Origin of the sequence: Flagellimonas sp. (assembly GCF_965222555.1) — a bacterium.
Lineage (GTDB): Bacteria > Bacteroidota > Bacteroidia > Flavobacteriales > Flavobacteriaceae > Flagellimonas.
Window position 1 is genome coordinate 1,225,892 of sequence record NZ_CBDCUG010000005.1, and the last position, 18,157, is coordinate 1,244,048.

At 40.2% G+C, this 18,157-nt stretch carries 15 protein-coding genes; 3 read left to right on the forward strand and 12 right to left on the reverse strand.

Translation table 11 applies throughout. The features are described from left to right. Positions 1–5: 5 nt before the first annotated feature. From ACOQO1_RS13980 to ACOQO1_RS14035, 12 genes are all read right to left on the reverse strand, one after another. Positions 6–785 carry a hypothetical protein gene (locus ACOQO1_RS13980; RefSeq protein WP_420603499.1) on the reverse strand — a complete coding sequence of 260 codons (780 nt, stop codon included), beginning with the start codon at positions 783–785 and terminating at the stop codon, positions 6–8. A 68-nt stretch (positions 786–853) separates the two neighbouring features. Further along, positions 854–2,014: a hypothetical protein gene (locus ACOQO1_RS13985; RefSeq protein WP_420603500.1), complete on the reverse strand. Its 1,161-nt coding sequence runs from the start codon at positions 2,012–2,014 to the stop codon at positions 854–856. Continuing rightward, entirely contained in the window at positions 2,014–3,438 is a 1,425-nt protein-coding gene (locus ACOQO1_RS13990) for an oligosaccharide flippase family protein (RefSeq protein ID WP_420603501.1), read from the reverse strand. Before ACOQO1_RS13990 ends, ACOQO1_RS13985 begins: the two co-directional genes overlap by 1 nt. Before the next feature lie 36 nt (positions 3,439–3,474). After that, on the reverse strand, positions 3,475–4,332 hold the full coding sequence (rfbD, locus tag ACOQO1_RS13995; RefSeq protein ID WP_420603502.1) for a dTDP-4-dehydrorhamnose reductase: 858 nt from the start codon (positions 4,330–4,332) through the stop codon (positions 3,475–3,477). Then, positions 4,329–4,874 carry a dTDP-4-dehydrorhamnose 3,5-epimerase gene (gene rfbC / locus ACOQO1_RS14000; protein WP_420603503.1) on the reverse strand — a complete coding sequence of 182 codons (546 nt, stop codon included), beginning with the start codon at positions 4,872–4,874 and terminating at the stop codon, positions 4,329–4,331. The genes rfbD and rfbC overlap by 4 nt, the downstream gene beginning before the upstream one ends. Continuing rightward, positions 4,875–5,741 carry a glucose-1-phosphate thymidylyltransferase RfbA gene (rfbA, locus tag ACOQO1_RS14005; protein ID WP_420603504.1) on the reverse strand — a complete coding sequence of 289 codons (867 nt, stop codon included), beginning with the start codon at positions 5,739–5,741 and terminating at the stop codon, positions 4,875–4,877. A 31-nt stretch (positions 5,742–5,772) separates the two neighbouring features. Continuing rightward, positions 5,773–6,816 (reverse strand): dTDP-glucose 4,6-dehydratase, encoded by a 1,044-nt coding sequence (rfbB, locus tag ACOQO1_RS14010; RefSeq protein ID WP_420604337.1) that lies wholly within the window; start codon positions 6,814–6,816, stop codon positions 5,773–5,775. Positions 6,817–6,841: 25 nt separating this feature from the next. Further along, positions 6,842–7,828, reverse strand: coding sequence for a hypothetical protein (locus ACOQO1_RS14015; RefSeq protein ID WP_420603505.1), 987 nt, complete (start codon positions 7,826–7,828; stop codon positions 6,842–6,844). Position 7,829: 1 nt separating this feature from the next. Further along, positions 7,830–9,515, reverse strand: a complete 1,686-nt coding sequence (locus tag ACOQO1_RS14020; protein ID WP_420603506.1) for a DUF6909 family protein — start codon at positions 9,513–9,515, stop codon at positions 7,830–7,832. A gap of 612 nt (positions 9,516–10,127) precedes the next feature. Further along, positions 10,128–11,852 (reverse strand): Ig-like domain-containing protein, encoded by a 1,725-nt coding sequence (locus ACOQO1_RS14025; RefSeq protein ID WP_420603507.1) that lies wholly within the window; start codon positions 11,850–11,852, stop codon positions 10,128–10,130. 782 nt (positions 11,853–12,634) lie between these two features. Next, positions 12,635–14,131 (reverse strand): GH3 auxin-responsive promoter family protein, encoded by a 1,497-nt coding sequence (locus tag ACOQO1_RS14030; protein WP_420603508.1) that lies wholly within the window; start codon positions 14,129–14,131, stop codon positions 12,635–12,637. Continuing rightward, entirely contained in the window at positions 14,131–15,000 is an 870-nt protein-coding gene (locus tag ACOQO1_RS14035) for a M23 family metallopeptidase (RefSeq protein ID WP_420603509.1), read from the reverse strand. Before ACOQO1_RS14035 ends, ACOQO1_RS14030 begins: the two co-directional genes overlap by 1 nt. A gap of 169 nt (positions 15,001–15,169) precedes the next feature. On the opposite strand from ACOQO1_RS14035, the gene ACOQO1_RS14040 reads away from it, so the two are divergent. From ACOQO1_RS14040 to ACOQO1_RS14050, 3 genes are all read left to right on the forward strand, one after another. Further along, positions 15,170–15,364, forward strand: coding sequence for a twin-arginine translocase TatA/TatE family subunit (locus ACOQO1_RS14040; RefSeq protein ID WP_420603510.1), 195 nt, complete (start codon positions 15,170–15,172; stop codon positions 15,362–15,364). A gap of 175 nt (positions 15,365–15,539) precedes the next feature. After that, positions 15,540–17,651, forward strand: a complete 2,112-nt coding sequence (locus ACOQO1_RS14045; protein WP_420603511.1) for an OmpA family protein — start codon at positions 15,540–15,542, stop codon at positions 17,649–17,651. A 268-nt stretch (positions 17,652–17,919) separates the two neighbouring features. Beyond that, positions 17,920–18,090 (forward strand): DUF6747 family protein, encoded by a 171-nt coding sequence (locus tag ACOQO1_RS14050; RefSeq protein WP_420603512.1) that lies wholly within the window; start codon positions 17,920–17,922, stop codon positions 18,088–18,090. Positions 18,091–18,157 lie beyond the last annotated feature (67 nt).

Below are 18,157 nucleotides of genomic sequence, written 5' to 3' on the forward strand. Positions count from 1 at the left end.
AGAGCTTATTTTAAAATAGTGTAACTGTTTACCCCTATTTTATCATAGCATTCATTTTTGTACTGCTCCAATAGTCTTTTTTGCTCCAATGGGATATTAGAAGCGTTATTTTGCAACAGCTCTTTGAAAACCACATGTAAAGCATAATAATCATCCCATTTTAATGGAGCTGGTTTATACCCTACACCCATAGTAACGAGCTTTATCATATTATCATTGTTGGCTAGGTCGATTTCTTTCATTTTTTTGTTTTCGGTCATGTCTATCATAAATGAAAAGTCAAAGACTTTGATGACACCATCATCGTAAATGAAATTATCCAATTTAATGTCCCTATGGATCAACGACATAGCTGTGAATCCATCCACTATATCAATCAATGCCCGAAGTTCAGGGATGTTCTTGCTTGCCCAATCTTCATTAAGTACGGTACCATTAGATCTTTGAAGGATCAACGCTTTGTAACCCTCTTTTTTTATATATGCCTTATGCTCGATCAAATGGTTTTTTAGAATATCGTTTTTCCGTATTTTTTTATATGCCCGATTTTCATTTTTCAATATTCTGGGTAGGTTGGTCAATTTTATAAAAACGGGCTTGCCATCCTTATCCATGGCCGTAAAAAGATAAAGGTCATGGTGCCATTTGTGCAGGTTAAAAGGCTTAATATTGCTATAACCATTTTCTTTAAAGAACCCATGTATAAAGTTCTTTTTCCTATAATAGAAAAATCTGTTTTTTATTGATCTATATATTGACCCTAAAGAACTTTTAAATGTAGACATTTTACTTTTGTACTATTATAACCAGGGTTTATCTAGAGAATATTATTTGATTAAACAAAACCCCACAATTAATTGCCAATTTTAATTCCTAGCTTTTTAAGCACTTTTTTGATGAATTTTTTTACATCCCTTACCCGTTCATAATTTTGTCTGTCTGTGGTAATAACAATGTCTTTAAATGGTTCTATTAGTTTGGTATTATAAAATACCGTAAGATCTCGAGGTTCCACATAGTCATAATTGTTTGTCATCATAAAACTGTTCAAGTCCTTTAACACAGCAAAATCCAAAAAAGACCTGTTATTGTAGTTTAAATCCAGCTCTTTTGAATGGCTTATCAGTTTAACGACATAGTCGGAAATCAACTTTTCTTTATGTAGAAAGGCGTGGTACATCAGTGAAAAAAAGTGGTTTTTACCGTTGGGCACAAACATATTTTTATAAACTACTCGAGTCGTCAAAATCTGTTGCTGCCATTTATAATCATAATATCCGTCGCCCACAAACCTGAAATCGAAAAACACTTTTTGACCGTTAACCATGACCAAGTGCTGTACCCTTCTTTTATCTTTGTAAGTGGGTTTGCCATTGGAAACATCAGCGACAAGACGTTTATTATCGGTTAGAACATCTATGTCTGGATGAAGGTTGTTCAATTCATCCTCAATGTTTGCGAAGTTCCTTAGAACCACATAATTAGTCAATTCATTAAACGCCTCAAAAATTTGACCCAAAGAGTCCCACCCATGGGCTCCCACCAAATCACCTTCATAATTTCTTTGAATGTTCTTCTCTTCTACATTCAATATATCTTCATATTTGATGCCAAATAAAAGATACATATTGCTCCTTGACTCTGTGACATTGTCAGAACCATGTATTTTATGCCCCCCACCTGTCCAATCACGATATAGTTGCTTGGCATCAAACATGTTGATGTTAACTGGCTTTATGCCCTTGGAAGTTTCCCTTAATTCATACACAGGATTGTTGTCCCAGATGATTACACTTAAAAAGGTGTCTGTGCCGCAATGCTTCTCTTTAGAAGAATTCTTAGGTAAGTTCTCTCCATAAAAACGAGATAAGTTTTCGGAGAACTTGCTTTTGGACCAAGTGGTATCTATACATTGCACTATTTCAAAGCGCTGTTCAATATCCTTTATGATTCTTTTTCTTTGGTCAAGTCCCTTGCTCCAAACTATAAAAACATGAGCTTCTTTTTCTGCCATTAACCTTCTGCTATTTTTAAAACTTTAATATCCTTTTTTCCCAATACTTTGGACATAAACAAAATACTTATGAAAATACCTAGGTCCAAAGCTAATGAAACAAGAAAGTTCAACTGTAAGAAAAAAGAGGATTTATGCAAATATGAGAGTAAAAGTCCTATCAATAGAACCATTATAAAAGCAAATAGGTTTTGTTTCCTGTACCCTACAAACTTGTGCTTTCTTTTTAAAATAATAATCTGAAGTACATTGGAGCAGGTCAAAGCAATTAAAATTGATATTGCTGCACCAATGTTTCCATATAATTTTGAGCCAAAATATAGCAAAATGGCCCCTAATATAAACGTGAGGGTTCTAATGTAAAGTTGGCTTTTACTGTCTCCTATTGCCAAAAGGTTTTGTCCTGTAAAACCAAGTGATACGTTAATCCATTGTCCCAGCGCCAAAATTTTTAATACCATCAACCCGCCAACAAAGTTTTCAGTGTACAAGATTGTTATGATATCCTTTCCATAGTAAAAAATGGAGCCAAAAAAAATGGAGGCCATGATCATGGTCCACTTTGAAGAATAACTACTTAAAAGTGTAGCCTGATTCATCTTTTTCCTCTCCAAAAACTTGCTCATTCTCGGCAAATACATAAACACCAATATAGTGAGGATAAGGGGTAGTAGATTACTGATGTTAAATACAGAATAATAAATTCCCAACTGCTCTTCGGATACAAAGTAATTTAAGATCACCTTGTCAAGGTTAGCGCTTAATATTATTAAAATGGATACCCCGAACAGTGGTTTTGTATAGCTCACATATTCTTTGAAAATCTCACTTTTAAAAACCCCTGCTTCAACTTTGTGGTAAAACTTTCTAGATGCAAAAAGGTTAATAACAAAAACGCTAATGGCGTAGCCCAAATAAACATAAGCGATTTTATCTGCATTGTCGAAGAATCTAAAAAAAGACCATAGAAACAACAGATAAGCGGTAAAACCAAACACATCATTAATCCAAACTTTTAAATTTGGTTTTTCCAAACCACTGTATACCCCACTATAAAGTGTATTCAGACTAAAAAAGACCGTAGCATATAAAAATGGTGAGTCTATACCAAAAAGTGTATGTTTTGAAACACCCAGCAACAGCACCAATAAAGAGACAAAGGCTGTTAAAGCGAGGGAAATGGTAATCAGGATTTTCTTCTTATCAAATGAGCTCTGAATGGCTATCGACCGAACTATTGACGAGTTAAAGCCCAAAGTACAGAATGTACTTAGCAGCAACACTATGGTAATGCCATATTTAAACTGTCCAAAATCTTCAACGCCCAATTGGGTAGCCAGATATTTGTCTATCAATATGGTTAAAAGTATTTTATATACCGTTCCACCTGCAATAAGCAAACTTCCCTTGGCCAGACTGCTCACATAATATGTTTTTGTTTAGGAAGAAATAACCAATGTCTATTTGTCCAACTTCAGTAAACATCGTTTAAGACTGTCCCTCCAATATGGGATTTCCAGCTTCAATTCTTCCTTTATTTTAGATTTATCCATTACACTAAACCTAGGTCGTTCTGCTGGTGTTGGATATGCCTCAGATTTAATGGGTGAAAGTATTACATTGGTATCGCTTTCATCAAAAATAGCTTTAGCAAAATCATACCAACTTGTTACACCTTCATTGCTATAGTGGTACGTTCCGTATTCCGATTTATCCTCCTGCACTATATTTATTACCAATTTAGCCAAATCACCAGCATAAGTGGGTGTTCCTATTTGATCACAGACCACGCTCAATGTTTCTCTCTGAGCACCTAACTTGAGCATTGTTTTCAAAAAATTGTTTCCATATTCGGAATACAGCCATGAAGTTCTAACAATAAAATGCTCTTTTAAGGCTTTAATCACTTCCCTTTCCCCATACAACTTGGTGAGGCCATAAACTCCCAATGGGTTTTCTTTATCTTTCTCGGTATATAAATTTGTTTGATTGCCATCAAATACAAAATCCGTTGAAATATGAATTAGAATAGCTCCGTTATGGCTGCAGGCTTCAGCAAGGTTTTTAGCACCCTCCACATTAATCTTTTCAGCTAATTTTTGATTTGATTCTGCATTATCTACGGCCGTATAAGCCGCACAGTTTATACAATGCGTGATTTTCTTGTCCTTAAAAAACTGATTTACAGCAATTGCCTCTGTAATATCAAGTTCGTCGACATCAACATAAATAAAGTTACAATTGTCCAGTCCTTTGGCCACATCCTTAATACAGTTGCCCAACTGTCCCTTCCCGCCAGTCACCAACACATTTTTCATAATATGGCCTCGTTTAATTTTGGTAATACCAGGTCTTTGTCCGAAACCTTAATATCCTCCTGTGACATTTTCCAATCGATGTTTAATGTTGGGTCATTATAAATGATTCCGCCTTCTGCTTCCTTGTTATAGTAATTATCGCATTTATAGAAAAATTCCGCTGTGTCGGAAAGCACTACAAAGCCATGCCCAAACCCTCTGGGAATAAAAAGTTGTTTTTTGTTCCCATGGCTTAATTCTATGGCCACATGCTCCCCAAAAGTTGGTGAATCTTTCCTTAAATCAACGGCAACATCCAATACAGTTCCGCTAAGGACCCTTACCAGTTTTGCCTGGGCATGCTCGCCAATTTGGTAATGGATTGCACGTATAACACCTTTTGAGGAAAACGACTGATTGTCCTGGACGAAATTCACTTGCGCTCCAACTCCGCTATTGAATCTTTCTTTATTGAATGATTCCAGAAAATAACCACGGTCGTCATTAAAAATAGTAGGCTCCAATATAAAGCACCCTTTGAGCTTAGTCTCGGTGAATGTCATTTATTTTTTATTTAATATCCCCAATAGGTTTATTCCATATCCACTTTTCATCAAAGGCTCTGCCAATTTCTTGAACTGGGCTTTGTCAATATAGCCCATCTCATAGGCCGCTCCTTCAATGGCTCCAATTTTAAGCCCCTGCCGTTCTTCAATGACCTCAACAAATTGTGATGCCTGCATTAAGGACTGAAACGTTCCCGTATCCAGCCAGGCGGTTCCCCTATCCAAAATACTCACGCTTAACTTGCCCCTTTCCAAATATACCTTGTTCACATCGGTTATTTCCAGCTCCCCTCTATGACTCGGTGGAATATTCTTGGCTATCTCTACAACATCATTGTCATAAAAATATATTCCCGGCACAGCATAGTTGGACTTTGGTTCTTCAGGTTTCTCCTCTATACTAATTGCTTTGCCGTCATCATCAAACTCAACTACGCCATATCTTTCCGGATCATGAACTCTATACGCATAGATAATACCTCCTTTAGGATCATTATTGGATTGAAGTAACTTGGCCAACCCAGACCCATAAAAGATATTATCCCCGAGTATTAGGGCAACTTTATCCTTACCAATGAAGTCCTCACCAATAATAAATGCTTCGGCCAAACCATTTGGGGCTTCCTGTACAGCGTATGAAAAAGAGCATCCGTACTTCTTTCCATCACCCAATAACTCTTTAAATAGCGGAAGGTCTTTTGGCGTGGAAATGATCAAGATCTCATTTATTCCCGCATACATCAAAGTTGATAGAGGATAATAGATCATTGGCTTGTCGTAAATAGGCATTAACTGCTTACTCACGGATAAAGTAAGTGGGTGCAGTCTGGTTCCTGAACCTCCTGCTAAAATTATTCCTTTCATCTTTTGTTAGTGATATTCCTTCAACTATTGTTTACGAATACATTTTATCATAGTATTCCTGATATTCGCCCGAAGTAACATTATTCAGCCATTTCTCATTTGCCAAAAACCAATCAATGGTTTTCTCAAGACCTTGTTCGAAAGTAACCGAGGGTTCCCATCCTAATTCTTTATTAATTTTATCGGCATCAATTGCATACCTCAAATCATGACCGGGACGATCCTTAACGTAGGTTATCAGCTCCTGTGAACTTCCAGGAGTTCTTCCCAATTTTCTGTCCATAATGTCACAGAGCAGTTTTACCAAATCTATATTTTGCCATTCATTAAACCCACCTATGTTATAGGTCTCGTGGTTTTTCCCTTTATGAAACACCATATCAATGGCCCTGGCATGATCCTCAACAAAAAGCCAGTCCCGTGTATATTTTCCATCACCATAGACTGGTAACGGCTTATTCTCAATGATGTTGTTGATAAACAGGGGAATCAATTTTTCAGGGAAATGGTTTGGGCCATAATTATTGGAGCAGTTTGACATTACATAGGGCAGGCCGTATGTTTCTCCGTAGGCCCTGACAAAGTGGTCAGAGCTGGCCTTAGATGCAGAATACGGTGAATTGGGATCGTACGCTGTAGTTTCGGTAAACAACCCATCCGCACCCAAAGAACCATATACCTCATCTGTACTTACATGATAAAAGCGCTTTTCGTCGAAATTGTCTTTCCATAAATCCCTAAAAGCATTCAACAGGTTCACGGTACCAATAATATTGGTCCGGACAAAGGCAAGGGGGTCGGTAATGGACCTGTCGACATGTGATTCGGCCGCAAGATGTATCACACCATCAAATGTGTGCTTTTCAAAAAGATCTTTGATAAACTCTTCATCAACAATATCCCCTTTAACAAAATTATAGTTAGGTCTATTTTCAACATCCCTTAGGTTTTCCAGATTTCCCGCATAGGTGAGGGCGTCCAGATTATAAATTTCATATGTTGGATAATTGCTAACAAACCTTCGCACCACATGGGAACCTATAAAGCCTGCTCCTCCAGTGATGAGTATTTTCATTTTAGTCATGTGCTTCTATTTTTGATTAAAGTTCCCGGGCCTTGTCGTTTAAATACTTGAGAATTGACCAAAGAAAAAATCCTCCTATAAAAATCAAAGGAATCAGAACGATCTGCTTTCCTAAAAAGGATTTTTTTACCTCTTGCGCATTGCCAAAGTTCACAACGCTTAAAGCTTTATCCTGCTCTTTTATCTCTAGTTTTTTCCTTTCAATATCCCGAATTAGGGAGTTTTTCAGTTGAAAAAGACCCGTTACATCCATTTTTTCATTGCCATCCAGTACAATGCGACCATCCGTATTTTGGTTGTTGTTCTTAGTCAAGTTCTGTGAATATGCAGAAATTAATCCATCAATCTGATTGATTAAAACTTCATTCTTTTTGATTTTTTCAACAGCATTCTCTTTAGATATGGTAACCAGTTCTTCAAAATATTTGTTGGAGTTTATGTATTCCATAGTTTTTTGCGCAAAAACTTGTCCCTCCAACGCATCTTTAAACAAAAAGGTAATTCTATGGTTAATAGCGCTCCTGCTCAATAGCTCAACACGTATTACATCTGAAAATTGACCGTTATCCTGAAACTTTTCAAGAAGTTCCAGATATTCCAAATCTCCCTTTTTGTCCCCTTCCTGCTCTATGGGTTCAACAGAGACTTTAAGCTGTGATAAATTTAATGTGGTAATGCCTATGCTTTCAAAAAACAGTGTGTCCTTGGATTTAATGTTATTGTTTATCTGTTCTACTACATCATACAAGTAGTTTTCACTGTCCAGATTGGGCTTTACAATAACTTCTATTTTCTTTTTCTTGGTTGTAATCTTGTTAAGGCCATACCCGGCTGCCAAACCTATAATTAAAAGCCCTCCCAATATGAAAGCATTCTTCTTTAAGTATAAGAACAATCTCAAGAAAGCAATGCCTAATTTGTTGAACCCTCTTCCAATCATTTGGAACAACTGCCCCAAATCTATTTCATCCGATGTATTCTGGTTTATTGGTTGCTCTGCCATGTTATGTGCTGAATATTTGTTTTAAAATCCTATCTGTAATCAAATATGTTGGTTTTACGCCCGTTGTACCCAAGCCTCCAGAGGCCAAGGTGCTTCCGGTTTCCAACGGGTTATCCGATGCATAGTAAGCGTACCTTACCTTTACATCTTTTTTGGTGCTCTTCCGAATCTTTGATGCGGATTGAATTGCCTTCTGGTAATGCACTCCTTCCATTTCCAGTCCAATGACGTTCCATGTAGACTCATGGAAAAACTTTAATATGTCCCTGTTTTGAAGTGATGTTCCCAAGACCGTTACCATGGTGCCTTCCAATACCTTTAATCCGTAGCCTTCAAAATCTGCGGCGCAAAGTTCGTTTTTAAATGGGTAATTATCAGCTGTTCCCTCAAAAATATGTGCCGAAGGAATCATTAAATCGCCCTTACCTCCTTCTAAAATGCCTGCTTTGCCCATTATGGATATGGAATCTACGTTTAAAAATCGCTTTTGGCCGCCTTCATCAATGGGCTTTAACAGCTCATCAATGGTTTCGTAGGCTTGCTCGCCAAAGGCATAATCCATCACAAAAATAACGGGTTTTTCATCGTCTGAAATGTCCTTGGGAAGCGGATAACAACAGGTGTCCTTCCCAAACTTGGCAGAATCAAAAATCTGCACATCAATGTTGGCACCAGATGCATCATCAATAAAGATCATCCCGTTCTTTTCCCCGGCATCCATGACCTTTTTGCGCAGGGTTTTGTTTTTTGATGAGCTCAGGGCCTCATAAATATCCAAGGATTTGGAATCTGGAAACTCCTTGGCCAGCACCTTTTTTGCAAACAGTGAATTCATAACACTGTGCATATTGGCACTGATGATATGGATGGGCCTATCCAACAGTTTATGTTTGCTGAGTGTTTGCTTTATTTTGTTTGCCCATCGTTCTCCATGTATGTGGTGGCCCAACCTTTCACGAAGCAATGGACTAAAGGTTATGGTGCGTTTGTTCCCTGTGGTCTCCTCTTCTATGGCCAGTTTACCCAACCAATAGATCACATTTAAAAAACGATCGGGATCTTTGGGCGTTTTAAGTTGGTTTAAAATCTCAACCACTTCCTCAAAGGTCCTTCCCAAAATATTTGCGGTATGGATCAACGCAATTTCCCTATCCGATTCTTCTTTTTCCTCGCTTTGAACAAATGCTGCCAATTTATCCCAATCGCGAATTGTGGCCGTGCCATCTTCTACCAAGACGCGTTTGCTGATCTTCCCCGACTCAATAAACAAAAAAGTAAGGTGGGTAAGGATGTCATAAATGTCACTTCTTCCCCGGGTTATCTCAATGTTCATTTGCTCATCGTCTATACGATAGCAATTTCTTCTACGCTTTGGTGGAACAATGGCCTTTAAGTGCGATTTGGAAAAGCCTTCATCTGAAGTAAGGTTGATAAACCTGCATTCCTCTATTCCCTCGGGCAGGCGTTCCAGCACATAAATAAGTCCGCTGAGTTCTGCTTTTTCCTCGGCTACAGAGCCATAGATCTCTGGTCTTAAAAGCAAAAGGGCGTTGCGCAATGCATTCCCCGAAACCCCGGAGGGCTTATAAAAACCACGATTGAGCAAGTGCCTCATGGTTATGTACAAACGCTCAATGGCGTTGGTGGATTCTTGTGCGCGTGTAGTTTGTTTTACTTTGGCTGCCATAAATTGTTCTGGCAAAAATACATGAATTCCTACTAAAGTTGAACTATTGTGTTAGCTATTATGGTTGATGGGGATGGGAGATGGACAGACGCAGGGGTTGGAGGGACGAAGTTGGATTGCTGGATTGTTGGATTGTTGGATTGTTGGAGGTTAGTGAAAAGGAGGTTAGTGTTAAGTGGATAGTTGTAAGTTTTTAATTGGTGGTGGAATAGTGGGGTAGTGAATTAGTGGAAAGGGAAAAGGCGAAGGGTAAAAGAAGTGGGAAGTACGGAGTTGGATGATTGGATTGTTGGATTGTTGGAATTTGGAATTTGGAGTTTGGAGTTTGGGATTTAGATGAAAGTAAGACCCCCGCCTTTTAACAAGAACAAGGGGCCTTGACATTGCATAATCTAACTAATCCATCTAATTGTTTTTCTACGTTATCCTAGTGGACACGAATTGCACCAATTGTCACAAATGTGTTGACTAGTCTTTCCCTTCGACCGTTCCTTCGATACTTCGGCTTACTTCGACTCCCTGTCCTCCGTACGATACTTCGGAAGGTGGACGCTCAGTACAAGCTGCTCGATGTGACAGGGGAGAAGCTTGTTTTTTATGGTCTGTTAAACCTTACCATATAAAAATGGAATTGGCATTGGAAGCAAAAATGCCATCACCCAAATCCATGGCACTATTGTTTTTCCACACCTTGGCCACACCAGTATTATTATCAATACGCTCACTACCGGCGACATAAACATCTTCCCCATATACCTGAATGGAGCTTGCCTTTGCATCATAAGTGCCTTCTGTAAGGTTATACAGTATGTTCTTGTTTTTCGATACATAGGCAACGTTGCCATCATTGCCCGTGGTATATACCTTGCCATCGCTCACCACTATGGAATAGGCAAAACCGCTGCTCATACCATCCGTTAGGCTATGTAGCACTTCTCCGTTCCTCCAAACCGTGGCAACTCTATCCTTTGTGCCCGCTACGTAAACGTCCTGTTTGTCCACATGTACGGATAGCCCTTCATCCCCTGAGCCGCTCCCCGCCGTAAGGTCCGTAGCGGTTTCATTTTCCCATACCATGGCTTTGGGCTCATCCTGATCATTAAGCTCATGTCCCGCCGTATATACCTTGTCCCCGTTCACAAAAATAGCATTGAGTCTATTGCCCAACTTGTAGAGCACTTCCCCATTCTTCCAAACTGTGCCTCCATTATCACTCCCCGCCACATAGACATCCTGCCCGTCCACATAAACGGAATAGGCTTCCGAAAAACCACCTTCACCAAGTTCGAGGTCAACAAGGGCATTGTTGTGCCATAACCTGGCCGTAGGAAATTGATTTCCAACTTGTGATCGCCCAACCGCATATACCCCTGAGTCGGTCACAAAAACAGCGCTTACCAAACCAAAGTCCTCCCCCTCTTCCATGGGCAGGTGGGTAGGGACCCCGTTCTTCCATACTGTGGGCACAAAATCGCCATCGAAATTTTCATACCCTCCCACATAAACATCAGGGTTTACGGTAAGGGCACTGGTAGCGTACTTATTGTCCACCGTTGCGGTAATGTTGGCCTGTCCGGGGGCAATGGCCGTTATGTTCCCTTCCTGGTCCACCGTGGCAACGGCCTCGTTGTCGCTGCTCCATACCGCAGGGGTGGTGTTCTCCACAGCGGCCTCCAGAACCGCTATCTCCAAGGTTGCCGTCCCGTCCCTAAAAAGTTCCAGTGTCTCCTTGTCCAGCTCCAGTGTGGCCACCGGGCCGTCCACCACGTTAATCTTACATTCCGCAGCTCCGCCACCGGCTGCTGCCGTGATCTTGGCCTCACCGATCTTCAAGGGGGTCACCACACCGTTCTGGTCCACCGTGGCAACGGTCTCGTCGTCACTGGTCCAGGTAACCGTGTTGCCCTCCAGATCGGAGGTCACCGAAAGGGTCTCCTTATAGGTATTGTAGGGGTAGAGTGTTGTCTGGTTCTTGTTGAGCACTATGCCCAAGGGCTGTGACTCCGTTACGGTGAACGTGCCCGCCGTGTCCGTTTTGCCGTCCACGGTAACGCTTATCTTGCCCGTTGTGGCACCTTCGGGGATCGTTACAAAGATTTCCGTGGCCTTGGCACTGGTGATCGTGGCCGTTGTGGTACCGATCTTTACCGTATTGGCAGCGGCCGTGGCGCCAAAGTTCTTCCCGGTAATGAAGATGCTGGTGCCCACCGGTCCAGATAGGGGGCTGAAACTTTTGATATCTGGACCCGTATCCCCGGGGCCGTCGTCCTTGCTGCAGCCCAACAACATTAGACCAAGGGTAAGCAAACAAAGGTAAAAGTAGCTGTTCTTTTTCATGACTCTTTGATTTTAAGGGTTTAAAGGGCCAAGAAAAATGAAAAAACGCAGTGCGGATGCTACCAATTGATGGATGCCCCGTTTGGGTTGATGGATGGGGGAGTTGGATGGTTGGATTTTTAGTTGATGGTGGGTTAGTCAAACAGTGAGTTAGTGAAAAGGAGGTCAGTGTTAAGTGGACAGTTTTAAGTTTTCAGTTGATGGTGGAATAGTTGGGCAGTGAGTTAGTGAAGGGTGAAGGGTGAAGGGTGGGAAGTTGGATGGTTGGAGTTTAGGGGAAAGGGTCAAAGGTGAAGGGTGAAGTTGGATGATTGGATTTTTGGATTGTTCGATTGTTGGAGTTTGGAGTTTTAGTTGATGGTGGGTTAGTGAAACAGTGAGTTAGTGAAGGGTGGGAAGTTGGATGGTTGGATTGTTAGATTATTTGATTGTTGGAATTTGGAGTTTGGAATTTGGGGTTTGGAGTTTTAGTTGATGGTGGGTTAGTGGAACAGTGAGTTAGTGAAAAGGGAAAAGGAGGTCAGTGTTAAGTGGACAGTTGTAAGTTGTAAGTTATTGGCAGTGGGTCAATGAACGGGGAAAGGTGTAGGGTGTAGGGTGAAGTTGGATGGTTGGATTTCTGGATTGTTGGGGTTTGGGGTTTGGGATTTGGGATTTGGGATTTGGGATTTGGGATTTGGTAGACACGAATTACTTTAATTGCACGGATTCTGTTCACTGATTACTGATAATTATTCATTGTCAACTGTCTACTGTCAACTGATAATTGTAAAAAGAAAAACCTAAAGTTGAAATGGTTGCAGCCCATTGGCCACTTTACGGTCGTTGGAAAGGCGCTGTACTTTGTTCTGCCCACCCAATTTGCCAATGGTCTTCATATAATCCTGGAATCCTGATGGTTTGATCGGAGTGATTTTTAAGGGTTGCAGGATGTTTCCATCGATTAAATCAAAATAATAACTGTTCTGTTTTTGCATGCTTTCCTCTATATGTCCAGAAAATTTTGCCATATCCGATGGGATTTTTTCAAATTCAATGAACCATTCGTGATATGGTAATTCCCCATTCTCCGGTGAGGTCTGTGGTGCCACGGTAAACTCGTTTACCAAGGCATCTGTATGCTCAATTCCTGTTTTGATGGCTTCCTCCACTTCTTTGGCGATCACGTGTTCGCCAAAAGCGGAAATAAAATGTTTTATTCTTCCGGAAACCACAACCCGAAAGGGTTTTAAAGAAACAAACCGAACGGTATCTCCAATGTTATAGCCCCACAAACCTGCATTTGTTGAGATAATCAGCACGTAATCCACCCCAAGTTCAACCTCGGCAATGGTCAATCGTTTGGGATTTTCCCCAAAAAATTCCTCCGCTTTAATAAACTCGTAGAAAATACCTGAATTTAAAAGCAAGAGCATGCCTTCTTCGGTTTGGGAGTCTTGATAGGCAAAAAAGCCCTCGCTGGCCGGGAAAAGCTCTATACTATCCACTTTTCTGCCAATCAGATTCTCAAACTTGGCGCGATACGGCTCGTAATTGACCCCTCCGTAGATAAAAAGCTCAAAATTCTTGAACAGCTCGCCAACCTTTTTGTTGGATTTTGCATTCAGCTTTTCAAAATACATCTGTACCCATGATGGAATTCCCGCAATCACGGTCATATTCTCATTTTCGGTTTCCTCGATGATCTTGTCCACTTTGGTCTCCCAATCTTCCATACAATTGGTTTCCCAACTGGGCAATCTGTTCTTTTGCAGGTAGTTGGGTACATAATGGGCCGAAATCCCGGAAAGCCTACCATATTTTATACCTCCCTTTTCTTCCAAAATTGGGCTGCCTTGCAAAAAAATCATCCTTCCATCCACAAAATCGGCATTGCCCGTCTCGTGTATGTAGGTCAAAATCGCATTTCGGGAGGCCTCAACCTGATATTTTATGGATTCCTTGGTGATAGGGATAAACTTTGCACCGGACGTTGTACCGGAGGTTTTGGCAAAATAAACGGGTTTGCCAGGCCACAGCACATCTTCTTTACCGGCAATAATGCTTTCAACGTACCCTTTTAGCTCCTCATAATCCCTAACAGGCACGTTTTTGGTAAAATCGGCATGGCTTTTTATGTTGGAAAAATCATGGTCCTTGCCAAATTGGGTGTTTTGGGCCGTAGAAATAAGCTCTGCAAAGACTTTTTGTTGGGTAGTTACTGGATCCTTTACCCATTTAGCAGTTTTTTTGACAATGTTCTTGGCAAAAACCTTTGCTGCAAATGCTTTTAATGACATTAGTTAAAATCGATGTAATTTAAAGGGTTGACGGGTTTTCCGTTCTTCCAGAGCTCAAAATGCAGGTGTGGCCCGGTGGTAAGCTCACCGGTATTGCCAATGGAGGCGATAACTTCACCCGCTTTTACCAAATCTCCCTGTGATTTGCTCAAAGAACCGTTGTGCTTGTACACCGATGTAAGGGCATCTTGGTGCTTTATGATAATAACGTAGCCTGTTGCTGAGGTCCATTCCGCAAAAAGAACAGTTCCGTCCGCAATGGATTTGACCGGGGAATCCTTTGGTGCAACCACATCCACCGCAAAATGTTTGGTCTTGGGGTCAAACGTTTGTGATAAGGTTCCGTTGGATGGGGAAAAAAGTAAGCTCCCTACGTTTTCAACGTTTCTTTCAAACAGATTGTACTTATCCTCCAACTCCACTTCTTCCCGCAACAACAGATCTTCCCTAATTGGGGTCAAATCTACTGTGGAAGGGTCAAGTTTATATTTTTCAAAGAGTGAGTCCCTGTTTGTTTCGTTATTTTCAATATCTCCGCGCAGAACAAGCCTTACATTATCCAAATACCGATTGGTATAGTTTAATACGGTGACCAGGGAATCCGTTTTATAGGTCAATTCCGTGGCCTGTCTTTTCAATCGGGTAGAAGAATAGCCCGGGATATACTCCCTTAAGGGGGTAAAGGCTATAAGCAGTGTGGTAAGGCCGATCAAAACAATGATAAACAGCGTTCCGGTAACAAATACGTTGAGCCTGCTCAGTTTAAACGATATCTTTTCCTCAAAGGTGTTCTCGTTCAATATAACCAAGCGATACTTGTGTAAAAGCTTACGTTTTATCTCTTTTCTCTTCTTCCTGTCCTTAGCCATAATGGACAAATATAACCTTAGATTTTCATTTTAGCTGTTAAGCTTTTTAAAATATGGCAACTCCGTAAAATAGTACCAAAAGCGGTTCTAATCACTAATTTTCGTTAATGGGCTAGAGCGTTAGCGTTCTTTTTAGTAATTTTACCTTTCATTTAAAGGCGTTGATGTTATGATTGCTCAAACTTTTTTTCTTGGTATGCTAGGCCCTTGGCAAATAGTGCTTATAGTAGTAGTAGTTCTTTTGCTTTTTGGAGGTAAAAAAATTCCCGAACTTATGAGAGGCCTGGGCAGCGGAATCAAAGAATTTAAAGATGCTTCAAAAGAAGACGAAAAACTAGAAAGCGGCCAAGAGTCCGACTCCTAATTCCATTTAATTATACCGATTTTTCTTACTTCGTGAATCCCTGTGTTTAAAGGGTTTGTCGATGAAGAACCACATATTTGTTGCATACACGCCATAAATTCCCCCTTTCACAACAAAAAGTTATAAACGCTATTACCTTATTCTATTTTAGCGTTTGAAACTTATGTTAGGTGTAATGCTTAACATTCAAATTGATCACCTGAAGCTTATTTGTGCTGACGGAGTGATTATGAAGCGATTGATATTACTTATATTTTTAATTCTTGCACCTGGACTTAAATCCCAGGAGGTATCCCTATTGCAGTTTGAGGACGAAGAACTGGCAACAGGCCTATCAACTACATCAACTTCAAACGAACAATCTCTTATTTCCAAACAATTTGAAGGGCTAAGCAACAGACAGTTGTCCAAAATTATGCGTAAAAAGGGCATAACTGAAAAGCTCATAAAAAAAGCCGATGAGTATTTTGGCAAAATGTGGTATGCCGAAGCGGCCAAGATCTATGATATGGTTTTGGAAAAAAGTGAGGCAAAACACACTTTTGAATTGTTGTCAAATGCCGGTGATTCCCATTACTACAGTGGCAATCTGGAAAAATCCTATAAATGGTACCATGAGCTCTACGAAACCTTTAAAGATCGCATTACCGAAGAAAAATTCTTTAAATATGCCCATAGCTTAAAAGGGACTGGGCGCTATAGAAGAGCCGCCAAGCTTACCAAATTGTTCCGACAAAAAAGGAACGAACCGCTTCAAGAGCTGGCAAAAGACCATGTCATATCCAACACCCCAAAGCTGGTGGAAATTAAAAACATGGCCATAAATTCAAAATATTCTGATTTTTCACCCATGTTCCACAATGAATCTGAGGTTGTTTTTGCCTCTGCACATGATTCTTCATTTTTGACCACCCGTAGATACCGATGGAACAATCAGCCCTTTTTAGATCTTTATGTGGCCAAGGCGGACAATGAAGAGGGTGATTTAACAAGTTCTAGAAAATTCTCAAAACAAATCAATACAAAATATCACGAGGCCTCGGTAGCTTTCTCTCCTGATCAAAAAACCATATACTTTACCCGAAACAATTATGGAAAAAAGCTAAAACGAGGTAAAAATGGAATCAATCACCTTAAAATATACCAATCCAAGCTTATTGATGGTGAATGGACCAAGGCGGTTGAAGTATCCTTCAACAGTGAAAATTTCTCAACAGGCCACCCCTCAGTAAGTCCAGATGGTAAAAAACTGTACTTTGTCTCGGACAGACCAGGAGGTTATGGTGGAACCGATGTTTACATGGTGGACATTCTAGGTCACGGCAAATTCTCCGAACCCCAAAACTTGGGCAGAACCATAAACACGAGCAGCAAAGAAATGTTCCCGTATATCACAGAGAATGCGCTATACTTCTCGTCGGATAGAAACATGGGAGTTGGCGGATTGGATATTTATAAAGCGGATTATGTGGACGACCTCTTCAGTGTTGGAATCAATTTAGGGGAGCCTATTAATAGTAATAGGGACGATTTCTCCTATATTATTGATGAAAAGGGTGAAAAAGGCTATTTCGCCTCCAACAGAAAAGGAGGAAAAGGCGATGATGATATTTATTCCTTTAAACATCTTCTGAATCTTAATGCAATTTCAGGGGATATAGCAGATGAGGTTACCGGCGAGGCCATTGCCAATGCCAATATAATTTTGTTTGATAAGGACAATGTCCGCGTTGCGGAGACCAGAACGGAAGAGGATGGAAGCTTTATCTTTAAAAACCTTAAGCCATTAACCAAATACACGGTTAAAACCGTTAAGAAAGGCTACTTTGAAGAAAGTGCGCCAATCTCTACCAAAAACAATATCAACGTAACCCTGACGCAGTCCTTAAAACCGATGGAGGAGATTATTGTTGAAGAAAAGGGTGTACTCACACTGGAGACGGAAACCATTTATTTTGACTTTGACCGATTCAATATTAAACAACAAGCGGCGGCCGAACTGGATAAGCTTGTTGCGGTAATGAACGAATATCCTGATATGGTGATCAAGATTGAATCCCATACCGATGCCATTGGTAAAAAGGCGTACAACAAATATCTATCGGATAAGCGTGCTAAATCCACTCGGGATTATATTATATCCAAAGGGATTGATGCCTCAAGAATTGAAAGTGCCGTTGGATATGGCGAAGAACGTTTGTTGAATAATTGTGGGGACGGTAAAAGATGTCCTAGAAACAAACACCAAGAAAACAGGCGCTCAGAATTTATCATTGTAGAAATGTAGCTTCTAAACCAACCTATATATAGAGCCTCAATTATTTTATTGGGGCTTTTTTAATGCCTTTTTTCTAAAAGTTGTATTACATCGAGGGTTTTTCCCGATATCCTGTTTTACCAGGTATGTGTTTCATCGATGAAAAAGTTTGCTTTATAGGGTTTTAAGAGTATCAAGGGTTTTCATCACTCTTTTTTGGGTTTTCATCTGTTTGTTTTTCAGACTTTCAGATTTGACCTAATCTTTGTCCTGTCTTTAAATCTTAAAATTTAACCTTATGAAAAAACTATTACTCGTAAAAGAAATTTATATTGAAGGTTTCAGAAACCTTGGTCATTTTCTTATAGAAAAGTATTTTAAAATCTTTGCCTGGTTCAGTTTTGTAATGTTCTTTATTGTGCTTTACGCATTCGTTTATAGAATTGCAACCGGATTCGCATTTGATTAATAATCCTTGTTTAAGCATTTAAAGAACAAAAAAGCCCAGAACATCTGGGGAGATTTTACTGGGCTTT

Excerpts from the sequence above, each read along its gene's own strand:
- ACOQO1_RS13980 (WP_420603499.1), bottom strand. The coding sequence starts at position 785 with ATGTCTACATTTAAAAGTTCTTTAGGGTCAATATATAGATCAATAAAA.
- ACOQO1_RS13985 (WP_420603500.1), bottom strand. The coding sequence starts at position 2,014 with ATGGCAGAAAAAGAAGCTCATGTTTTTATAGTTTGGAGCAAGGGACTT.
- rfbD (WP_420603502.1), bottom strand. The coding sequence starts at position 4,332 with ATGAAAAATGTGTTGGTGACTGGCGGGAAGGGACAGTTGGGCAACTGT.
- rfbC (WP_420603503.1), bottom strand. The coding sequence starts at position 4,874 with ATGACATTCACCGAGACTAAGCTCAAAGGGTGCTTTATATTGGAGCCT.
- rfbA (WP_420603504.1), bottom strand. The coding sequence starts at position 5,741 with ATGAAAGGAATAATTTTAGCAGGAGGTTCAGGAACCAGACTGCACCCA.
- rfbB (WP_420604337.1), bottom strand. The coding sequence starts at position 6,816 with ATGAAAATACTCATCACTGGAGGAGCAGGCTTTATAGGTTCCCATGTG.
- ACOQO1_RS14015 (WP_420603505.1), bottom strand. The coding sequence starts at position 7,828 with ATGGCAGAGCAACCAATAAACCAGAATACATCGGATGAAATAGATTTG.
- ACOQO1_RS14020 (WP_420603506.1), bottom strand. The coding sequence starts at position 9,515 with ATGGCAGCCAAAGTAAAACAAACTACACGCGCACAAGAATCCACCAAC.
- ACOQO1_RS14025 (WP_420603507.1), bottom strand. The coding sequence starts at position 11,852 with ATGAAAAAGAACAGCTACTTTTACCTTTGTTTGCTTACCCTTGGTCTA.
- ACOQO1_RS14030 (WP_420603508.1), bottom strand. The coding sequence starts at position 14,131 with ATGTCATTAAAAGCATTTGCAGCAAAGGTTTTTGCCAAGAACATTGTC.
- ACOQO1_RS14035 (WP_420603509.1), bottom strand. The coding sequence starts at position 15,000 with ATGGCTAAGGACAGGAAGAAGAGAAAAGAGATAAAACGTAAGCTTTTA.
- ACOQO1_RS14040 (WP_420603510.1), top strand. The coding sequence starts at position 15,170 with ATGATTGCTCAAACTTTTTTTCTTGGTATGCTAGGCCCTTGGCAAATA.
- ACOQO1_RS14045 (WP_420603511.1), top strand. The coding sequence starts at position 15,540 with ATGCTTAACATTCAAATTGATCACCTGAAGCTTATTTGTGCTGACGGA.
- ACOQO1_RS14050 (WP_420603512.1), top strand. The coding sequence starts at position 17,920 with ATGAAAAAACTATTACTCGTAAAAGAAATTTATATTGAAGGTTTCAGA.